Below are 18,670 nucleotides of genomic sequence, written 5' to 3'. Positions count from 1 at the left end.
AACCATTGTAGCAAGAAAATTCATTATTATAAACACATCATAAATGCGGAATTAATAATGAATTTAAACGAAAAAATCGCTAATAGAATAATAGAACTAAGAACAAAGCAAGGTTTAACTCTTGAAAAATTAGCTTATTTTAGCGAAATTAGCAAAAGCACACTAAGCGAAATAGAAAGTGCTAAAAGTGAACTTAAAGTTGCTACTCTTTATAAAATAACTGAAGCACTAGAAATTTCTTTAGAAGATTTTTTCAAAGGCTTTTAAAACAAAAATCATGCCTGAAAACCCTCTGTTTAAAGGGTTTCCGCCTTATGTAAAAATAAAGAATACCCGTTTATCTTGAAGGGGCGGGGTATAGCCGATTATTTACAACCATTATCCTTTTCTTAAAGTAAATGCTAAAATGATTTTAAATATTAGGAGAATTAATTAATATGTCTCATCGTGGCGGAACAAGAGAAGGTTCAGGAAGACCCAAAACAGGAAAAACCACAACAAAAGCTACTATTTACATTAAAGATAGAGAGCTTTTAAATGGCTACGCTAAAGACCTTGATTTGTCCGTAAATGAATTAATTCATCAAGTCTTTCATGATGATGAATTAAAAAACATAATTGAACGAATAAAGCAGAAACAATCTGAAAATTAAGCAATTTATTTTGTTGCAATTTTGTTGCAACAATACATCAAAATATATAAAAATAATTTAAATTTATATAAATATATCAAAATTGATTTCAGGCATGAAAATTATCTTAAAATCTTTGCTATTGCTGAAATGCAGTTAAAAAAAGAATCGGAACGACAGGATTTGAACCTGCGACCCCTACCACCCCAAGGTAGTGCGCTACCAAGCTGCGCTACGTCCCGATTTTTTATAAAATTTTCAAACTTTTACTAATAGTATTCCGATGAAGAAGTTTTTTCAATCCTCAATCTTTTTTATTTCTCAAAAATTTCACAAGAAGTTTCGTAAGCACATTCGGCTTCTGATTCGCAGAAGGATCTAAAACAAGCTCCTTTTTCAATTCTTGCACCATTATACCAGTTCAAAACATCCATTTCCTTTTTGCAGGCAGGCTGAACCTTTGTGATAGTAAGTATACCTGCTCCTGTAATTACATTAATGCCCTTTCCTGTTTTGCCAACAATTTCCCCAAAGCTTCCTTCTGTATTTTTTTCCTCACAAAGCCGTGTTTCTGTAATTTTTATACAAGTCTTGTTTATGTATGTAAAACAAGACGGCCATGGCTTTAATCCCCTTACTTTATTGTGAATTTGAACTGCTGATTCACTCCAATTAATAATGCCATCATCTTTTATAACTTTTGGAGCATGTGTTGATTCTTCATCTTTTTGAGAAACTGTTTTGATTTTTTCATTATACAAACCTACAATGCTTTCATAAATCAACTCAGGACTTAACCTGGAAATTATTTCCGTTAATTCAACAGCATCCATATTTTCTGTGATTTCTATAACCTTTTGAAGCACGATAGGTCCAGTATCAACACCTATTTCTGTAAGCATTGTAGTTATTCCTGTATAGTTATCACCGTTTATAATAGGTGCTTGTATGGGGTTTGCACCTCTGTATTTAGGCAAAAGCGATGCATGCAGGTTAATTGTACCAAATTTCGGGATATCAAGAAGCTCTTGACTTAAAATCTGCCCGAAAGCAAAAGTTATAAAAAAGTCAGGCTCAAGTTCTTTAAGTGTTTTTATTAACTCTGCATCTTTTCTTATTGATGTTGGCTGATATACAGGAATATTCTTTTCGAGAGCAACAAGCTTTATAGGGGAAGAAGAAATACATTTTCCTCTTCCACAAGGTTTATCAGGTTGCGTAATTGCAGCAATAACTTCTATATCAGAGGTTTTTATCAAATATTTAAGAGATGGAACAGCTATTTGTGGGGTTCCAAAAAATATTATTTTCATTTTGCTCCACTACAATGAATTTTTATCACGTTAAATCAGGAACCGGAGTATTTTCGGCTTCATGTTTCTGAATTTTTTCTTCAAGTTCCTGTTCGTCAAGAAGTTTTTCCGCTTCTATCGAAGGAAGACCTTTTTCTTGAAGTATATTTTCTGTTTCAAACCTATTTCTGGTGTGATCTATAAAAAGATTTCCTTCGAGATGATCATTTTCATGCTGAATAGCCCTTGCTAAAAGAGAACCGCCTTTTGCTTCAACAGTAAATGGTCTTCCCTTTATATCCTTTGCCTTGATAACAATATTTTCGCAACGCCTAACATTTATATAAACCTCGGGAAAACTTAAACAACCTTCATAGCTGTTTACCGCTCCGTCTTTTTTAACAATTCTCGGATTTATAAAAACTTTTGGTCTTGGTATTTCTTCTTCTCCCGAATCATCAATCACAAAAATTTTGTAATTAAAACCCACCTGGGGCGCAGCAAGCCCTACACCGTTATTTGCATACATTGTGTCAAACATGTCATCTACAAGTTTTTGAATTTTTGCTGATATTTTAAGCACTTCTTTCGAAGGAGTTCTTAAAATATTATTCCCGTAAGTTATAACCTTGAGTACAGCCATTTTTACATTGAAACCTTATTTTTATACAAACTTTTTTAATTTACTTTCCTAACAATAAAATGATATCATAAAGTTCTTAGTTGTTTGGTAGTAGGTAGAGAATAAAAAAAGATTTTTTGATGAGCAGGGATATTAGTTTTATAAACACTGAAAAAATAACGGAAATAGTTTCAAAATTATGTAAACACGCCAATTTATATGTATCTCAGGATGTATATAAACAACTTTATAATGCTTATAAAAAAGAAAGTTTTACAGAATCAAAAAATGTTCTGTGGCAAATACTTGAAAACATGAAAATAGCTTCTGAAATTAAAAGACCTATTTGTCAGGATACCGGCTTTGTGGTTGTTTTTGCCGAAATTGGTCAAAATGTTCATCTGGATGGCGGCAATTTCGAAGATGCGATAAATCTCGGGATTGAAAAAGCTTACACAAAAAACAAATTCAGGTATTCTATAGTTCAAGACCCTGTCTTTGAAAGAACTAATACAAATACAAATGCTCCTGCCGTAATTCATACAAAAATAATTCCGGGAAATACCATTAAACTTTCACTGGTAATTAAGGGCTGCGGTAGTGAAAACATGGGTGTTATTAAAATGCTTAAACCTTTTGCCGGAGCCGATGAAATTATAAATTTTGCGGTGGAAGCCGTTAAAAATTCGGCCAGAAATACCTGTCCGCCTGTTAGACTGGGAATCGGAATAGGCGGAACTATGGATTATGCAACTTTTTTGTCTAAAAAAGCCCTTTTGCAACCTGTAAAATCAGAAGAAGAACTTGAGCTGTCAGATGATAAAGTTTCGCAGATGGAACTTAAAATTTTAAAAATGTCAAATGAGCTTAAAATAGGGGCAAGTGGATTTGGCGGAGATACAACAGTCTTTGGTGTAAACATCTTAAGCTATCCTACCCATATTGCAGCACTTCCGGTGGCTCTAAATTTTAGCTGTCATGCTTCGCGTTACGCTTTTGCCGAGGTTTTTGAGGATGAAGTTAAATATAAATTTCAGCCTGACTACGAATTTGGACAAACTTCCAATGTCGAAGAAAATATTAATAAAGTGCAGGTAGATGATTTTGAAGAAATAAAACTCTTAAAAGCAGGTGATAGGGTTTCTATAAACGGTTATATCTATACGGCAAGAGATGCGGCACATCAAAAAATGATTGAAACTATTAATAATGGTCAAGAATTGCCTTTTGATATAAAAAATAAAATAATTTATTATGTAGGCCCCTGCCCCCCGATAGAAAACGAAATTATAGGTCCGGCAGGCCCTACAACTGCTGCCAGAATGGATAAATACACTCCAGCTTTAATGGATAGAGGTCTTATAGGGTCAATCGGCAAGGGAAAAAGAAACGAAGAAGTGATTGAATCCATAAAGAAGAATAAAGGGGTTTATTTTATTACAACAGGTGGAACGGCCTGTCTTCTTGCAAGCAAAATTAAAGAAGCCGAAGTTATTGCCTACCCTGAACTTGGAGCAGAGGCTATTTATAAGCTTAAAATAGAAAATTTTCCTGTAACTGTAGCCATAGACAGTGATGGAAATAATATTTTTAAGTTGTAATAACAATTTTTTTAATATTCCTGTTTTTAAATATATATAAGAAAACATGGAATAAAAAACTATGTCTGTAAATCCTAATTCTTTAAATAAAAATATACTTGCACAAAGTTCTTTAAATAAGCCTGTAAATTTGCAGAAATCCACGCCTGTTGAAACTCAAATAAAAGACACTGTAAGTTTTTCTAAGAATAAACCCGTTGAGGAAAAACCCGAAAAAGCCTATAACAAGTTACTTGCTATAGGAGCAGGAGCTTTAGCTTTAATAAGCGGGGTTATTTATTTTTACAAAAACCATAGAACTTCAAAAGCTGCTAACAAAGAAATAAAACAGGTTGTAAAAGAAATTAAACCGATTGTTCAGGAAAGTCAAGAAAGTCCTTCAAGAATTAAGTCTGCTGAAGAAAGAGAAATTAACTCTATTAAAGCTAATTTACAAAATACCGAAGATAGAATAAAAAATGGGCAAGAGGCGAGAAATTTACTACTTGCCGAAGCCAAAAAATATATAAATCAAGACGTAAGAGATTTTTATAATAATTTACGCAAAATAACTCTTGAAGAAATTAAATATGAAAAAAGACCTCTTGAAAGTGGTTCTCCTGAAGCTGATCAATTCTATTCCAAACAATTAAAATGTATGTATCTTTTGGGATTATCAAATGAGTTGCAAATTTGTAAAGGTGGAAATGCTGAATTTGCCCGCAGCGCTGCAACAAAGATCAAAACTTTATTTGGTACTGAACCTGACGAATTAATTAATAAAATGAAAAAATCTAAAAATCTAAAATCGCTTGATTCAATTTTTACTGCTTTTCAAGAAGAACTTAAATATTTTGATAAAGTCCGTATGCCTGGTCATCCAGACTATAACTATGCACTAACGCATGATCCTCACAATCTAATAATGATGTTTCGTAGAGATGATAAAGTTATAATTAAAAATAAACTTTCTTTACAAAGTTTGATTCCGTTTGAAAGCACAACTCAGGAGCAAAAGGCAAATATTAATAGCTATAATATAAATATAAAAGAAAGAAAACGTTACAGTGAACTTTTAAACAGTTATACAACAGCGAAAACCTAACAAATTTTTAAGATGTAATCACTTTTATAGGGCATTTTGATATTTTATGATTATATTCTATTAATGAATTTACATATCCTGAGGTTTTGAAATACTCAAAAACAAGTATACAAAGCAAATTAAATATTATAACCTGATTAAAAACCTTTTGATTTAAGGAATTAATCAAAAAATCTGTTGTTAAGGCATATTTTATCTGAAAAATTATAATTAAATTAATCATAAAATAACTTATACAAAGCAAAATATTATAATGATTAGCTAAAATCAGCTTTTTAGAGCGTTTTTCAATAGTTTTATTTTTTAATCTAGGTTCACTGACAGCTATTTCCGTGCCAAAAAGAGTTGAAAAAATCTGCCAGAAAGAAACAATTAATGACAACATAAACAAAAACATCAGGCCAAAAGAAATGAAACTCATTATAAAAGCAGTAAGGCTAACACTTATGGCGACAATTTTAAGTAAAAAGTTAAATAATAAAATTGAAGCAGCTAATAAAACTGTGGCTATTGCTTTGACTAAAAAAGGCGGCATCAATACAAGAAAAAGCCTGTAAAAATTCCATTTTATCCCTTTTATGATAGAAAATTCTAAAGGATGATTGATTGTTTTATGTTTTCGACTGCAAAATTTGTAAAAAATGCAGCTAAAAACCGTTGAAAGAGTTGAATAAATTACAAGAATAAGTCCGCCTGAAATTATTAGCGAAATAAGCTTAAAAATAACAATAATCTGAGGAATCAGGTCTTTTTTTGTATTTTCTTCACTCAAAATACTTTTTACTAATTTAAAAACGGGGTCATGTAAGCCTGATAATGTAACAATAAAGTATTTTATAAGCACAATTACACTTGCAAAGAGGACAACCGCTGAAAATAAAAGAATAAAGACGGAGAAAATCTTATTATATATCTGATTTTTCATTTTTTAACTTTTCGAGTTCATTGTAACTTTCAGTTACTATCTTATCAATATTAGATTGTATTGATAATAGCTCGATAAGCTCATTCTCGGTGATAATATTCATTTGTATTAAAATTTGTCCAATAGGAAGATTTACTTGTTTTTGTTGTTCAAGCCCTTCGCATAATTGTTCAATAGTGATTTTTTTATAGTGCAGCAGAATTTCTCCAATTTTTGGATTTTGGATCAATTCTTTTAATAATTTGATATTAGGGTCTTCATCAGGCATAATTAATTCCTTCGACCAAATTATTCTACTTCCTGTTCTTTCGTCAATTTAGCTTCAGGAGTTGCCGGAAGTTCTTTTTCTTCTGTTTCAGGTGTGTCTTTTTTAGGAGGAGGCCCCTGAATTTTTTCAAAAACAACTTTTTTGCCTTCGAGCTTCACCTGTAAGACATCTCCTTCTTTGTACAATCCGGTAAGAATTTCTTCTGCAATCGGATCTTCGATTTTTTTCTGGATAAGCCTTCTAAGAGGTCTTGCACCATAAGTCTGGCTGTAGCCTTCTTCTGCAAGATAATCTTTTGTCTGCTCAAGCACCTCGACTTTGATTTCCTGAGCAGTAAGTCTTTTAAGAAGATCTGAAAGCATAATATCAACGATTTGTCTGATTTCCGGTCTTGTAAGATGCGCAAAGACAATTATATCATCAAGCCTGTTGAGGAATTCCGGACGGAAAGCTTTTTTAAGCTCCTCCATTACGGTGTCTTTCATTTTTTCATATCTGTCCTGTTCCTCATTTTCGGCAACAGCAAACCCTAATTTTGACGGATTTTCCATGCTTCGAGCGCCAACGTTGCTTGTCATAATTATAATTGTATTTTTAAAGTTAACCACACGCCCTCTGGAATCGGTAAGTCTTCCGTCATCAAGGATTTGAAGAAGCATATTAAACACATCAGGGTGGGCTTTTTCAATTTCATCGAATAATATCAAGGAGTAAGGTTTCTTTCTTACTGCTTCAGTGAGCTGTCCGCCTTCATTATAACCGACATATCCCGGAGGAGAGCCTATAAGTTTGCTTACGGCATGTTTTTCCATGTACTCCGACATGTCAATTCTTATTATGTTATCTTCCGAACCAAAAACTGATTCTGCGAGAGCTTTTGCGAGTTCTGTTTTACCAACACCCGTTGGGCCGCAGAAAGCAAAACTTCCAACAGGTCTGTTCGGACTCTTAAGTCCGACACGAGCCCGCCTAATTGCCTTAGAAATAGCAACAACAGCAGAATGTTGACCGATAACTCTATCATGAAGCAGCTCTTCAAGCTTAAGAAGTCTTTCAGATTCTGTTTCTGTAAGTTTTGTAACAGGAACTCCTGTCCATGTGCTTATAATTATCGCGATTTCTTCTTCTGTTACCACAGATTTATTAGCTTCCTGCTCGGTTTTCCATTTTTGAGAAATTTCCCTGATTTTATCTTTAAGTTCAGCTTCTTTATCTCTTAACTGGCTTGCTTTCTCGAATTCCTGATTTCTGATGGATTGTTCTTTATTTTTGATAACCTGTTTAAGGTCTTTTTCAATCTCTTTTCCTTCAGGAGGAAGCGAACTTGCTTGAAGCCTGACTCTTGAACTTGCTTCGTCAATAAGGTCGATAGCTTTATCAGGAAGAAATCTATCTGTAATATATCTGTCTGAAAGCTTAACAGCCGCGTCTATTGCCGCGTCAGAAATTATAAGCTTGTGATGCTCTTCATATTTTGTTCTTAAACCTTTTATAATCTCGATAGCTTCATCAACTGAAGGCTGTTCAATATAGATAGGCTGAAATCTTCTTTCAAGTGCGGCATCTTTTTCGACGTGTTTTCTGTATTCATCAAGAGTTGTAGCACCTATTACCTGTAATTCTCCTCTTGAAAGGACAGGTTTAAGAATATTTGCAGCGTCAATAGCTCCTTCTGCCGCACCTGCACCGATTAATGTATGCATTTCATCGATTATGAGGATTACATTTCCTGCTCCTCTTATTTCATCCATAATTTTCTTGAGTCTTTCCTCAAATTCGCCCCTGTATTTTGTACCGGCGACCAAAAGCCCCATGTCAAGCTGGACAATTCTTTTATCTTCAAGAAATTCAGGCACTTCGTTATTGACAATCCTTAAAGCAAGACCCTCGGCAATAGCTGTTTTACCGACACCGGGTTCTCCTATTAAAACAGGATTGTTTTTTGTGCGGCGGCCTAAAATTTGAATTAATCTTTCGATTTCTTTTTCTCTTCCTACAACAGGATCAAGGCGCTGTTCTTGCGCTGCCTGTGTAAGATTTGTACCGAACTCGTCAACCGTAGGAGTTTTACTTCTTCCTCCGCTTGCAGTGGCAGAAGTTGGTGCTCCTGTTCTTGTTTCGCCGAGCATCCGAATTACGTTGCTTCTTACTTTATTAAGGTCAACTCCAAGATTTTCAAGAATTCTTGTCGCAACCCCTTCGCCTTCTCTTATTAAACCTAAAAGAAGATGTTCTGTTCCGATATAATTATGTCCGAGCTGTCTTGCTTCATCCCATGACAATTCCAGTACACGTTTTGCTCTGGGAGTGAAGGGTATTTCAACAGCCACAAAGCCTGAACCTCGTCCTATAATTTTTTCCACTTCTATTCTTGCGTCTTTAAGGTTAACTCCCATAGCTTTAAGGGTTTTTGCCGCTATCCCTGTTCCTTCCCCAATGAGTCCGAGCAGTATTTGTTCTGTACCAACAAAATTATGACCAAGTCTGCGTGCCTCTTCTTGAGCCAACATGATTACTTTGATTGCTTTTTCGGTAAAACGTTCAAACATATAATTCTCCAAATTTATAGATATAACTTTAATAAGAATTTAAACAAAATGATAATTATTTATTTTACTACAGTATGCCGCTTTCGCACAATCAGAATAATATATTAATCAATTTAATATATTATTTTTTTATCGGTTATCTGATTAAAATCTTTAAAATATTAAGAAGTATTAAGGCAAGTTATTGCACCCAAGCCATTACCACAAGTGAATTTTCGGAAATATCAAAAATTTCGCATGAATTTTGCTGTCAATTTTTTTTATTCACATGATTTATATATTCAGAAGTTAAAATTTAGTTTAGTAAAATCAAAAAAAGGAGAAATTAAAAATGGACGGACTTCAATCTTTTTACAATGCCTCTGCTAATGCAGGTTCACATGCGGCTATTAAGCAATTTTTAAATTTATCTACTCCTTCTGATCGTTTCTTAGAAGAAACCGTGAATAAATTAAAAATAGACAAAAGAAAAGATTTAATTGATTATTCAACACTTAGGACTTTTGATATTAGTATGGCTACCTCTATAAAACTTGCCGAAATGGATAATAAGCTTGATAAAATATGCCAAAAACTTAACGTTAAAGCCTAAAATATTATTCTCTTGTGTAAACTCTTGGAAGGCGGACTTTTAGCTGGCATGTGAGTTCATAATTTATTGTGCCTAATAAATCTGCCCATTCATCAATATGAATTGACTCATCTCCATCTTGTCCTACAAGAGTAATTATATTCCCTGTTTCAGCGACATCAACATTTGAAACATCAAACATCATCTGATCCATTGTTATATTGCCTATTTGTTTTATTTTTTTACCGTTTAGAATTCCGTAAATTTTGTTTGAAAGATTTCTCGAAATTCCGTCCGCGTAACCTATCGGAATTGTAGCAATTTTTGTAACTTCATTTTCCGTAACAAAACTGTGTCCGTAGCTTATGCCGTTTTCTTTCTCAATCTCCTTAAGAAAAATAATCCTTCCCTTAAGACTCATAGCAGGTTTTAATTCGGGCTTGTTGACTATATCAGGGCTTAAATCAGGCATAAGACCGTAAATTCCTATACCTGCTCTTACCATGTCATAATGCATGTTTTTATAGCTTATCAGGGCTGCTGTATTAGCTATATGCTTCAAAATATTTTTATTATCTATATCTTTAATGACCTCCAGCCATTTTTGTTTTTGTATTTCGCTTTTTTCAAGACATTCCGCGCAGGCAAGATGAGAAAAAACGCCTTTTAATTCTATTTGTTCGGTATTCAAAACTTTATTAACAAATTGAGAAGCGTCTTTATAAAAAAGACCTATTCTATTCATGCCTGTATCAACTTTTATATGAACCTGCGGTTTTTTTTGCGAAGCGGAGGTGGATAACCTGTTATAAGTATCTATACAGGCATCAATATGGCTGTCTGTAAAAACAGAAATTTGTATTTTATTCTCGGTGGCAGAAGTTATAGCCCATTCCGGAGTTGAACCGAGAACAAGTATGGGCGCAGTTACACCCGATTGTCTTAGCTGGATTCCTTCATCAACAGAAGCAACTCCAAGCATATCAACCCCTGATGCAAGCAAAGTAGGCGCTGTCATGGTAGATCCATGCCCGTATGCATCCGCTTTGACAACTGCCAAAAACTTTGTCTCGGAAGATGTAAAGTTTTTTAATGTTTTAATATTATGTTCAATGTGTGCAAGGTTTATCTCAACCCACGCATCACGCCTTGTTTGAACAAATGGTTTTCTGAATTGCGACATTTTTCCTCTCATCATTTTCAATTTAAATTGTAGTTGCTTTACTGACAGGTTTCAATAATATAATTAAAATTTGTGTCTTTATTTTATGTATTTGTTGACTAATTTTCTTTATTTTTTAAACTGAAAGAGGATATATATAGGAGCGTATAAGTTTGAGTGCTGACAGAACAAAAGTAGCGATAATCGGCTGCGGAGTCTGGGGTAGAAATCTGGTAAGGAATTTCTACAACCTTGAGGCTTTACACAGCATTTGTGATATGGATTCTGAAACGCTTAATACTATTACATCCCAGTATAGCGAAGTTATTGGCACAAAAGATTTTGATGAAGTCCTCGACACAGAAGACATAAAAGGCGTTGTAATAGCAACTCCAAGCCACACACATTACAGTCTGGTAAAAAAAGCGCTTGAAGCAGGAAAAAACGTATATGTTGAGAAACCTATAGCTACCAGCAGCCATGAAGCAGAAGAATTAAACGAAATAGCAGAAAGAAAAGGTCTTGTTTTAATGGTAGGGCATTTATTGCTTTATCATCCGGCCGTTACGAGACTAAAAACGCTGATTAAAGAAGGCGTTCTCGGCGATATTATATATGTTCAGAGCGACAGGCTTAATGTCAATTTTTTCAGAAATGACAGGAGTGTAATGTGGGATTTAACACCGCATGACCTGTCTATGGCGGCCTATATCATTGACAAAAAACCTTTAAACGTCAGATCAGCGGTTGGCACTTCGGTAAATAATGATGGAATAATTGATATTGCTCATTTAGACGTTGATTTTGAGGATAATATTCTTGTTCACTTAAGCGATAGCTGGATTCATCCCGTTAAGCACGTTATGCTTATCGCAAGAGGGACTAAAGCCACAGCGGTTCTTGATGATACCTTGCCTGAAAACAAACTTGTTGTCTATGATAACTTTTCTCAAGAAAAAAGAATTATAGAAACCCCCGACTACATCGAAATAGAACCTCTGAAACTTGAATGCCGGCATTTTCTTAACTGCATAGAAAATAAAATTAAACCGCGAAGTGACGGTCTCAACGGTTATGAAGTGGTAAAAATTCTTGAAGAAGCCGAAAAAATCATGCTCGGAAATAAATACGGCAAAATATCTGATATTAAGCTTGTTTCTTCAAGGACAAAACAAGGGTAAAGGGTTTAAGAAAAATTTAAGTCAGGAACTCTTGTATTTAAATCTTTCGCATGTATAATTTATGTAAACTATGATGGGTAAGCTAAAAACCTTCCAAACGACCAAAAACGTTTTTCCGGTTTTTATACGACCGTTTCACAATTCTGCGGGAATAGCTCAGTGGTAGAGCACCTCCTTGCCAAGGAGGGGGTCGCGAGTTCGAGCCTCGTTTCCCGCTTTTTTAAAAAATCAGAACAAATTTTATACAAAGAGGGCGGATTATTATATTTATTCTGCTCTTTTTGGTTTTTATCAAAAAAATATCCTTCAATAGTTCGAGTTCTTATAATTAAATTTTTATTATAATTTAAGTCTATATTTAAAATAAGAGTTAAATTAACGTTCAATTCAAGAAAGATTTACTTTAGAATGTTTAAAGTGTACTATTATAAGTGGAAAATTATACACTTGACTTAATTTTTTAAAAACAGGAAATTTACACAATAAATTGATGCAGTTAATATAAGAGAAAAATTATGAAAGTAAATTTAGAAAAGCAGGAAAATAACTTATTCAAGCTTAACATCGAAGTTAGTGCCGATGTTGCAGCTCAGGAATACAATAAAGCATGCCGCAAAATAGGCGAAAATGTTAATATCCCCGGATTCAGAAAAGGCAAAGCTCCACGCTCAATGATAGAAAAACATGTTGGAGTCGGAAGAATACAGCAAAAAGTACTTGATGCTCTTTTGCCGAATATATTTGCCGATGTAATAAGTGAACATCAACTTGACTTGACAACAGAACCGGTTATTGAAAATTACAACTTTGAACTGGGCAAACCCGTTTCAATTAATGCAAGACTGGAAGTTAAACCAGAAGTTAATCTCGTAAACTACAAAGGTCAGGTATTTGAAGTACCTGAATTTAAACATTCCGATGACGTAATCGAAAAAGAATTAAAACTTCTTTCCGAAAAATTTGCTACTCTGGAGCCGATAGTGGACAGACCCACAGAAACCAGCGATATAGTCATAATTGATTTCAACGGAACAGTTAACGGTGAAGCTATAAAAGGCGGAGCAGGAAAAAATCAGCAGCTTGACCTTTCAAACAGCCATTTCGTTCCGGGATTTGCCGAACAAGTCGTTGGAAAAAACAGGGGTGAAGAGTTTAAAATCAATGTAACTTTCCCTGAAGGCTACCATGACAAAACTTTAGCCGGCAAACCCGCTGAGTTTACAATAAAAATCAATGAAATTAAAAAGAAAATCACCCCTGAAATAAATGATGAGCTTGCTCAAAAAGTCGGTCCTTTCCAGACACTGGAAGACCTTAAGCAAGATATGGTAAAATATCTAGAAAAATCAAGAGAAAATGAAAATAAAATCAGGACAGAAAAAGCTGTTCTTGAAAAAGTAGTTGATTCTGCTAACGTTGATATTCCTGATTCTATGGTTAATAGAGAAGCAAAAACACTTCTTGAAGAAGTTCAGGCAAAATTCAAAAGTCAGGGAATTTCATGGGAACAGGTTCTTGAACAACAAGGACATGAAAACACGTGGAACAGCCTTAGAGAAGAAGCTGCCAAACGTGTAAGAACCAGTTTGGTTCTTAGTGCCGTGGCAAAAACAGAAAATCTTCAGCTGACTGAAGAAGATTTTGCAGAAAAAGTAAAAGAGCTTGCAAGAGTTTATAACTCCGATGAAAAAGCTATTTATGAGCAAATGGCCCAAAGTCCGGCTATTGCGCAAGGATTATCCCAACAAATAATGAGTCAAAAAATAATTAATTATCTTGTTGAGAATAATGAAGTAAAATATATTGAAGACACTTTAACAAAAGTTTAATGTAAATATTAGTTTGTTTATAGAAAGGTAATTTCAATGGGATTTGTGCCTGTAGTAATTGAACAATCAAGTAGAGGAGAAAGATCTTTTGATATTTTCTCAAGACTTTTAAGAGAAAGAATAATTTTTCTCGGAACACCTATTGATGATATGATAGCCAACCTCATAGTTGCACAGCTGTTGCTTCTTGATTCGGAAAATCCGGAAAAAGACATTATGCTTTATATTAACAGCCCCGGTGGCAGTGTAACAGCAGGTTTAGCAATTTTTGACACAATGCAGCACATAAGAGCCGATGTAAATACAATTTGTCTTGGTCAGGCTGCAAGCATGGGCGCTTTCCTTCTGGCAGCAGGAACTCCGGGAAAACGTATGGCACTTCCTCATTCAAGAATCCTTATTCACCAGCCTTTAGGCGGTGCGCAGGGTCAGGCAACAGATATTCAAATTCAGGCCGCTGAAATAGGAAGAATTAAACGTACTCTTAATGAGCTTCTTGCTAAGCATACAGGACAAAGCTTCAAAAAAATCGAAAAAGACACTGACAGGGATTATATTATGACCCCTGAAGAAGCTTTAGAATATGGAATGGTTGACAAAGTAATAACTAAGATTGAAAAGAAAGAAGTTTCTGATAATCTCTAGTTTTTTTAACGCAGGAGAAACTTAATTTATGGCTAAAAGAGATGATGCGCGCTTAAAGTGCTCTTTTTGCGGCAAGACACAGGATCAGGTAAAAAAATTAATAGCCGGTCCGGAAGTGTATATATGTGATGAATGTGTCGATCTCTGTAATGAAATTCTTGATGAAGAATTTCTTGATTCCAGTGAAGAAAAAGAAGAAAACGCTGAAGCCCCAAAACTGGCAGAAATTCCGAAACCTTATGATATCAAATTATATCTTGATCAGCATATAATCGGTCAGGACGATGCGAAAAAACAGCTCGCCGTTGCCGTTTATAATCATTATAAGAGAATAAACCATAATTTATCTATTGCTGATAATAAAAATAAAGAAGTAGAAATACAAAAAAGTAATATTTTGCTTGTAGGACCTACAGGAAGCGGAAAAACCCTTCTTGCCCAAACTCTGGCTAAAATGCTTGATGTTCCGTTTGCTGTTGCTGATGCCACAACTTTAACAGAAGCAGGTTATGTTGGCGATGACGTTGAAAACATTCTTTTAAGGCTTTATCAAAGTGCTGATTACGATGCAGCAAAAGCCGAAAGAGGGATTATTTATATTGACGAAATTGACAAAATTGCAAGAAAATCTGAAAACCCCAGCATCACAAGAGATGTAAGCGGTGAAGGTGTTCAACAGGCTCTCTTGAAAATGATAGAGGGAACTGTTGCAAATGTTCCTCCGCAAGGCGGAAGAAAACACCCTCATCAGGAATTTATTCAGATTGATACAAGTAATATTTTGTTTATTGTTGGCGGAGCTTTTGTAGGGCTTGAAAAAATTGTTGATGCAAGAGCCGGCACAGGTAAACTTGTAGGTTTTGGTGCCACAACTCCGAAAGCTGCCTATGAAAGAGAGCTTACCGCAGCAAAAATGCTTAAAAAAATGGTTCCCGATGATTTAATCAAATTCGGCTTAATTCCTGAGTTTATCGGAAGAGTTCCTGTTTATGCAGTTCTTGATCCTTTAGACGAAAAAGCTCTGGTTCAAATACTTACAGAGCCTAAAAATGCCATTCTTAAACAATATCAGGAACTTTTAAAAATGGATAATGTAGACCTTCAGTTTGAAAGCGAGTCTATAAGGCTTATTGCGGTTGAAGCGCTTAAGAGAAAAACAGGCGCAAGGGCTTTAAGATCCATAGTTGAAGAGATTATGCTCGATATCATGTATGAAGTTCCTTCAAGAGATGATATCAGCGAGATTAAAGTTACACCTGAAATGGTTGAAAACAAAAAAAGTGCGGCTATAGAGTCTCTTCAGAATCATAAAGTCAAAAAACTAAGAAAAACTGCGAAATCAGAACAAATAGATGAAGAAATAGCTTAGCGAAGCGGGAATTTTAACAGGACAGCTTGTAATTAAAATCCCAAATCCTTCATAAAATTTATAGATCTATCGGCAAGAAGCTTATTTTTAAGCTTCTTGTCTTTTTTCGTTTTCTTATCCATTTCCATAGGACTTAAAATTCCCCAGTTACTATTGATGGGCTGAAAATTTTTGTGTTCATGACAGGTTATATAAGAGCATAAAGCCCCTAAAATTGATACTGAATCAAGTTTTAACAAGCATTCTGAGTTTATAAACCTGCTCATATTTATTCCTGAGAGAAGTCCTGTAGCAATAGACTCTGTATATCCTTCAACACCGGTTATTTGCCCGGAAAAAAACAAATCCAGTCTTTTTTTTGACTGCAAAGTAGAATCAATCACCGAAGGACTGTGTATAAAAGTATTTCTGTGCATCACGCCGTATCTGACAATAGCGGCATTTTCAAGTCCGGGAATACTGTGAATAAGTTCTTTTTGGGCTCCCCATATTAAATTTGTCTGAAACCCGACTAAATTATATAAAGTTGCAGCTTTATTATCCTGCCTTAACTGAACCACAGCAAAATTTTTATCTCCTGTTCTATCATCAATAAGACCTACAGGTTTTAAAGGACCAAATCTTAAAGTATCTTTGCCTCTTGAAGCCATAATTTCTATCGGCATACAAGATTCAAAGAACTTTGCATCTTTTTCAAAGGATTTAAGTTCAATTTTAGGAGAAGTCGTAATAATTTCATAAAATTTTTCGTACTCTGCTTGATTCATAGGACAGTTTATATAAGCAGCTTCGCCTTTATTATAGCGGCTTGCCCAGAAAGCCTTATCAAAATTCACCGAATCTTTCTCAATTATCGGAGCAATCGCATCAAAGAAATACAAATTATCAGCACCTGTAAAGTTAATTATTTCTTTCGTCAACCCATCTGAGGTCAGTGGGCCAGAGGCAATAATTACTGGACAATCCGAAGGAATTTCGGTAATTTCTTCATTAAAAACTTTTATATAATCATTTGATTTTATGGCGTTAGTAATTTTTTCCGAAAATATATCTCTGTCGACAGCAAGCGCATTTCCCGCAGGTACACTGCTTTCATCGGCAAATTTTATGAGAAAAGAGCCGAGCATTCTTAACTCTTCTTTCAAAAGTCCGCTTGCCGCCCCTAAATCTTTTGACCCAAGGCTGTTAGAGCAAACCAATTCTCCGAGTTTATCTGTTTGATGTGCGCCTGTTGTTTTTTCAGGACGCATTTCGTATAATTCAACATTAATATTCTTTTTTGCAAGTTGCAAAGCTGCTTCTGATCCGGCTAATCCACCGCCAATAATTTTTACTTTCATTTTTTATTTTTCAACTCTTCTTTGGCTTTCTGCCAGAACTCTTCAAGCTCATCAATATTGTATTCGGCAAGATCCTTTGATGCCAGTGTTTCCATAAGCTGAAATCTTGCCTTAAACTTTTTATTGGCGTTAATAAGGGCAATTTCAGGATCAATTTTATGCCAGCGGGCAACATTTACAAGAGAAAATAAAATATCGCCAAATTCTTCTTCCATAAGTTTTTGATTATTTTCGACAATTTCATCTTTAAACTCTTTAATTTCAGATTCGAAACAATCCCATAGAGACGACTCATCAGGCCACTCAAAACCTGTTTTTACCGCTTTTTTACTTAATTCCTGCGCAACCATAAGAGCCGGCATTGTTTCAGCAATACCTGAAAGAGCGGAATTTCGCTCCGGTTTTTCTTTTCTCTTAATTTTTTCCCAGTTAACCATTACTTCATCAGAGTCTTTTACTTTTATATCCGAAAAAACGTGCGGATGACGTCTTATTAACTTATCTGTAATGCCTTTTGCCACATCTTCTATAGTATATTTATTCTCTTCAGAAGCTATTTGCGAATGAAGTACCACCTGAAGCAAAACATCTCCGAGTTCTTCCTTTAAATTATCATCGTTTTCTTTATCTATTGCATCAAGAGCTTCATAAGTTTCCTGCAAAAGGTTTTCTCTCAAGGATTTATGCGTTTGCTCCCTATCCCATGGACACCCTTGCGGCGATCTTAAGATTGAAATTGTTTCAATAAGCTGTTTTAAGTTTTTTAAATCATCTAAATTCATATAAATATATTACTATAAAAAATTCTGATTAACTCTCATCGCTAAATAACTCGAGTCGCCAATTAGCTAAAATTATTGCAAACATTGATTTTTGAGAATGTCATCCTGAGCAAAGCGAAGGATCTGTCCAATTTATGATTTTAGCTAAAAATGCTTACCGGACAGATTCTTCGGGTTAAAACCCTCAGAATGACAGACTGAAAAAATTGATTACTAAAACACTGTCAGCAATTTTGGTTTGCGCAGAACCTGCCGAACATTTTCTTCTTCTATCCAAATTTGCAAAGTTTTTTTAATTTTTATTTTTGTATTTACTTCTTCTTTCAAAATAATGGCGTATTCATAATCAAAAAATTCGATTTTTTCTTTTGTCTCAATATAATATTCAGAACTGCCGCATTTTTTACAGAATTTTTCTTCGGGCAATAATTTATTAAAGAAAACCCTGACATTTCTTTTTGAAGAACAGCATTCACAACGCAAAAGCTGCCACGAAATTTTTATTTCCTGTCCGCAATCAGGACAAAAAGTTCCGTCACTAAAAGGATAAATCTTGTTATGATTGCATTTTATGTTGTTGAACAAAAAATTTAACACTGTTTCTCCATTTTTAATTTACCTTCACAGCTAATTATTTTTTGTTGTAATTGCCTGTCAATAAGAATTTCATCTATCTGATAATTAACCCGAATTGCTAAATAGTCGAAATCTAAATAAATATTGGTATTGTCATTCTGAGGGCTAAAGCCCGAAGAATCTGTCTAAAAAAGTATTTAAGCTTAAAACCCAAAAAGGACAGATGTTTCGCTTTGCTCAAC

At 34.6% G+C, this 18,670-nt stretch carries 18 protein-coding genes and 2 tRNA genes; 10 read left to right on the top strand and 10 right to left on the bottom strand.

Annotated elements, in window-relative coordinates; genetic code table 11:
• Nucleotides 1–57 precede the first annotated feature (57 nt).
• Both WCG23_00100 and WCG23_00095 read left to right on the top strand, forming a co-directional pair.
• Nucleotides 58–267: a helix-turn-helix transcriptional regulator gene (locus WCG23_00100; protein MEI8388260.1), complete on the top strand. Its 210-nt coding sequence runs from the start codon at nucleotides 58–60 to the stop codon at nucleotides 265–267.
• Between the two features lie 170 nt (nucleotides 268–437).
• Nucleotides 438–653 carry a hypothetical protein gene (locus tag WCG23_00095; protein ID MEI8388259.1) on the top strand — a complete coding sequence of 72 codons (216 nt, stop codon included), beginning with the start codon at nucleotides 438–440 and terminating at the stop codon, nucleotides 651–653.
• 147 nt (nucleotides 654–800) lie between these two features.
• Here WCG23_00095 and WCG23_00090 read toward each other — a convergent pair.
• The 3 genes from WCG23_00090 to def all read right to left on the bottom strand — a co-directional run bounded on the left by WCG23_00090 (nucleotide 801) and on the right by def (nucleotide 2,567).
• A tRNA-Pro gene (locus WCG23_00090) sits at nucleotides 801–874 on the bottom strand.
• Nucleotides 875–946: 72 nt separating this feature from the next.
• Nucleotides 947–1,945 (bottom strand): methionyl-tRNA formyltransferase, encoded by a 999-nt coding sequence (gene fmt / locus WCG23_00085; GenBank protein MEI8388258.1) that lies wholly within the window; start codon nucleotides 1,943–1,945, stop codon nucleotides 947–949.
• A 25-nt stretch (nucleotides 1,946–1,970) separates the two neighbouring features.
• Nucleotides 1,971–2,567: a peptide deformylase gene (gene def / locus WCG23_00080; GenBank protein ID MEI8388257.1), complete on the bottom strand. Its 597-nt coding sequence runs from the start codon at nucleotides 2,565–2,567 to the stop codon at nucleotides 1,971–1,973.
• A 119-nt stretch (nucleotides 2,568–2,686) separates the two neighbouring features.
• Here def and WCG23_00075 point away from each other — a divergent pair, with 119 nt between their 5' ends.
• A complete protein-coding gene (locus WCG23_00075; protein ID MEI8388256.1) occupies nucleotides 2,687–4,147 on the top strand; it encodes a fumarate hydratase in 1,461 nt (486 codons plus the stop codon).
• Nucleotides 4,148–4,208: 61 nt separating this feature from the next.
• Nucleotides 4,209–5,231 (top strand): hypothetical protein, encoded by a 1,023-nt coding sequence (locus WCG23_00070; GenBank protein ID MEI8388255.1) that lies wholly within the window; start codon nucleotides 4,209–4,211, stop codon nucleotides 5,229–5,231.
• A gap of 7 nt (nucleotides 5,232–5,238) precedes the next feature.
• On the opposite strand, the gene WCG23_00065 is transcribed toward WCG23_00070, so the two are convergent.
• From WCG23_00065 to WCG23_00055, 3 genes are all read right to left on the bottom strand, one after another.
• The gene (locus WCG23_00065; protein MEI8388254.1) at nucleotides 5,239–6,003 is read right to left on the bottom strand and encodes a hypothetical protein; all 765 of its coding nucleotides are present in this window, start codon (nucleotides 6,001–6,003) and stop codon (nucleotides 5,239–5,241) included.
• 133 nt (nucleotides 6,004–6,136) lie between these two features.
• Nucleotides 6,137–6,424: a hypothetical protein gene (locus WCG23_00060; GenBank protein MEI8388253.1), complete on the bottom strand. Its 288-nt coding sequence runs from the start codon at nucleotides 6,422–6,424 to the stop codon at nucleotides 6,137–6,139.
• Nucleotides 6,425–6,444: 20 nt separating this feature from the next.
• Complete coding sequence (locus WCG23_00055) at nucleotides 6,445–8,973, bottom strand: ATP-dependent Clp protease ATP-binding subunit (GenBank protein ID MEI8388252.1); 2,529 nt, start codon at nucleotides 8,971–8,973, stop codon at nucleotides 6,445–6,447.
• A gap of 331 nt (nucleotides 8,974–9,304) precedes the next feature.
• On the opposite strand from WCG23_00055, the gene WCG23_00050 reads away from it, so the two are divergent.
• Nucleotides 9,305–9,565: a hypothetical protein gene (locus tag WCG23_00050; protein ID MEI8388251.1), complete on the top strand. Its 261-nt coding sequence runs from the start codon at nucleotides 9,305–9,307 to the stop codon at nucleotides 9,563–9,565.
• A 4-nt stretch (nucleotides 9,566–9,569) separates the two neighbouring features.
• On the opposite strand, the gene alr is transcribed toward WCG23_00050, so the two are convergent.
• Nucleotides 9,570–10,727, bottom strand: a complete 1,158-nt coding sequence (gene alr, locus WCG23_00045) for an alanine racemase (protein MEI8388250.1) — start codon at nucleotides 10,725–10,727, stop codon at nucleotides 9,570–9,572.
• A gap of 152 nt (nucleotides 10,728–10,879) precedes the next feature.
• On the opposite strand from alr, the gene WCG23_00040 reads away from it, so the two are divergent.
• From WCG23_00040 to clpX, 5 genes are all read left to right on the top strand, one after another.
• Nucleotides 10,880–11,887, top strand: a complete 1,008-nt coding sequence (locus WCG23_00040) for a Gfo/Idh/MocA family oxidoreductase (GenBank protein ID MEI8388249.1) — start codon at nucleotides 10,880–10,882, stop codon at nucleotides 11,885–11,887.
• A gap of 145 nt (nucleotides 11,888–12,032) precedes the next feature.
• Nucleotides 12,033–12,104, top strand: a tRNA-Gly gene (locus WCG23_00035).
• A 298-nt stretch (nucleotides 12,105–12,402) separates the two neighbouring features.
• Nucleotides 12,403–13,716, top strand: a complete 1,314-nt coding sequence (tig, locus tag WCG23_00030; protein MEI8388248.1) for a trigger factor — start codon at nucleotides 12,403–12,405, stop codon at nucleotides 13,714–13,716.
• A gap of 36 nt (nucleotides 13,717–13,752) precedes the next feature.
• Nucleotides 13,753–14,361, top strand: coding sequence for an ATP-dependent Clp endopeptidase proteolytic subunit ClpP (gene clpP, locus WCG23_00025; GenBank protein ID MEI8388247.1), 609 nt, complete (start codon nucleotides 13,753–13,755; stop codon nucleotides 14,359–14,361).
• 28 nt (nucleotides 14,362–14,389) lie between these two features.
• Nucleotides 14,390–15,730, top strand: coding sequence for an ATP-dependent protease ATP-binding subunit ClpX (gene clpX, locus WCG23_00020; GenBank protein MEI8388246.1), 1,341 nt, complete (start codon nucleotides 14,390–14,392; stop codon nucleotides 15,728–15,730).
• Between the two features lie 32 nt (nucleotides 15,731–15,762).
• On the opposite strand, the gene trmFO is transcribed toward clpX, so the two are convergent.
• From trmFO to WCG23_00005, 3 genes are all read right to left on the bottom strand, one after another.
• The gene (gene trmFO / locus WCG23_00015; GenBank protein ID MEI8388245.1) at nucleotides 15,763–17,070 is read right to left on the bottom strand and encodes a methylenetetrahydrofolate--tRNA-(uracil(54)-C(5))-methyltransferase (FADH(2)-oxidizing) TrmFO; all 1,308 of its coding nucleotides are present in this window, start codon (nucleotides 17,068–17,070) and stop codon (nucleotides 15,763–15,765) included.
• Nucleotides 17,067–17,852 (bottom strand): nucleoside triphosphate pyrophosphohydrolase, encoded by a 786-nt coding sequence (mazG, locus tag WCG23_00010; protein ID MEI8388244.1) that lies wholly within the window; start codon nucleotides 17,850–17,852, stop codon nucleotides 17,067–17,069. The genes trmFO and mazG overlap by 4 nt, the downstream gene beginning before the upstream one ends.
• A gap of 213 nt (nucleotides 17,853–18,065) precedes the next feature.
• Nucleotides 18,066–18,449 carry a hypothetical protein gene (locus WCG23_00005; protein ID MEI8388243.1) on the bottom strand — a complete coding sequence of 128 codons (384 nt, stop codon included), beginning with the start codon at nucleotides 18,447–18,449 and terminating at the stop codon, nucleotides 18,066–18,068.
• Between the last annotated feature and the right edge of the window lie 221 nt (nucleotides 18,450–18,670).

This window comes from bacterium (genome assembly GCA_037147175.1).
Classification (GTDB): Bacteria; Cyanobacteriota; Vampirovibrionia; order Gastranaerophilales; family UBA9971; genus UBA9971.
Note: the sequence above shows the minus strand (reverse complement) of the source record. Positions and strands in the feature narration are given on the sequence as shown.